This is a genomic window from Nocardia sp. NPDC058499 (assembly GCF_042719915.1).
Taxonomy (GTDB): Bacteria; Actinomycetota; Actinomycetes; order Mycobacteriales; family Mycobacteriaceae; genus Nocardia.
This window is the reverse complement of record NZ_JBHXMZ010000034.1, coordinates 1-1,846: the sequence shown is the minus strand read 5'-3', so window position 1 is coordinate 1,846 and position 1,846 is coordinate 1. Positions and strand designations below refer to the sequence as shown.

The 1,846-nt window shown below is 57.7% G+C and carries 1 rRNA gene; it reads right to left on the bottom strand.

Annotation, left to right across the window (positions count from 1 at the left end):
* Positions 1-1,846, bottom strand: a 23S ribosomal RNA gene (locus tag ACFWPH_RS34660); the annotation flags it as partial.

Genomic DNA, 1,846 nt, shown 5'->3' with positions numbered 1-1,846 from the left:
CTACCCACCAGGCACTGTCCCTGATCCGGATTACGGACCGAGGTTAGATGGTCGATGTGGCCAGAGTGGTATTTCAACGTTGACTCCTCCCGACCTGGCGGCCGGGATTCATAGTCTCCCACCTATCCTACACAAGCCACACCGAACACCAATACCAAGCTATAGTAAAGGTCCCGGGGTCTTTCCGTCCTGCTGCGCGTAACGAGCAGGTGTGGGGGTAGTGGAGTTTCGCGGAGTCTGTGGTAGGGGGAGCGGAGAAGTCGTTACGCCATTCGTGCAGGTCGGAACTTACCCGACAAGGAATTTCGCTACCTTAGGATGGTTATAGTTACCACCGCCGTTTACTGGGGCTTAAATTCTGGGCTTCACCGAAGTTGACCCGTCCTCTTAACCTTCCAGCACCGGGCAGGCGTCAGTCCGTATACATCGTCTTGCGACTTCGCACGGACCTGTGTTTTTAGTAAACAGTCGCTTCTCCCTGGTCTCTGCGGCCCTCCCCGCTTCCCACCGCAAGGGTGTTCACGGTTCGGGCCCCCCTTCTCCCGAAGTTACGGGGGCATTTTGCCGAGTTCCTTAACCACGATTCGCTCGATCGCCTTGGTATTCTCTACCTGACCACCTGAGTCGGTTTGGGGTACGGGCGGCTAGAACCTCGCGTCGAGGCTTTTCTTGGCAGCAGAGGATCACCCGTTTCCCGCATACGCGGTCACTATCAGTTCTCACCCTATGTGCTTCGCGGATTTGCCTACGAAGCGGGCTACAACCTTGGACGTGGACTACCATCGCCACGCCGGGCTACCTTCCTGCGTCACCCCTGTTAACACGCTTACCTACTACCGGTTCGGGTCCCACGCCGCGCCCGTCGGCGCCACCCGAAGGTGACTGTGACGGGTTTGGGATGGTTAGCATCACCGGGCTCGGTATGGGCGGTTCTTCGCCGGTAGGAGAATATCAACTCCTTGTCCATCGACTACGCCTGTCGGCCTCGCCTTAGGTCCCGACTTACCCAGGGCGGATTAACCTGGCCCTGGAACCCTTGGTCATTCGGCGGACGGGTTTCTCACCCGTCATTCGCTACTCATGCCTGCATTCTCACTCGTGTGGGCTCCACCACTAGGTCACCCTGCAGCTTCACTGCCCACACGACGCTCCCCTACCCACCCACACACCTGAACACCGATCAAGTCGGTGCTGGGTCATTGTGTGAGTGCCACGGCTTCGGCGGTGTACTTGAGCCCCGCTACATTGTCGGCGCGGAATCACTTGACCAGTGAGCTATTACGCACTCTTTCAAGGGTGGCTGCTTCTAAGCCAACCTCCTGGTTGTCTGTGCAACTCCACATCCTTTCCCACTGAGCACACGCTTAGGGGCCTTAGCCGATGATCTGGGCTGTTTCCCTCTCGACTACGAAGCTTATCCCCCGCAGTCTCACTGCCACGCTATGTCTTACCGGCATTCGGAGTTTGGCTGACGTCAGTAACCTGGTAGGGCCCATTAGCCATCCAGTAGCTCTACCTCCGGCAAGAAACACGTGACGCTGCACCTAAATGCATTTCGGGGAGAACCAGCTATCACGAAGTTTGATTGGCCTTTCACCCCTAACCACAGGTCATCCCCTCAGTTTTCAACCTAAGTGGGTTCGGTCCTCCACGCCGTCTTACCGGCGCTTCAACCTGCCCATGGCTAGATCACTTCGCTTCGGGTCTAGACCCGGCGACTGTATCGCCCTATTCGGACTCGCTTTCGCTACGGCTTCCCCACACGGGTTAACCTCGCCACCGAGCACTAACTCGCAGGCTCATTCTTCAAAAGGCACGCCGTCACCCCTGCTAGGGAGGCTCCGAC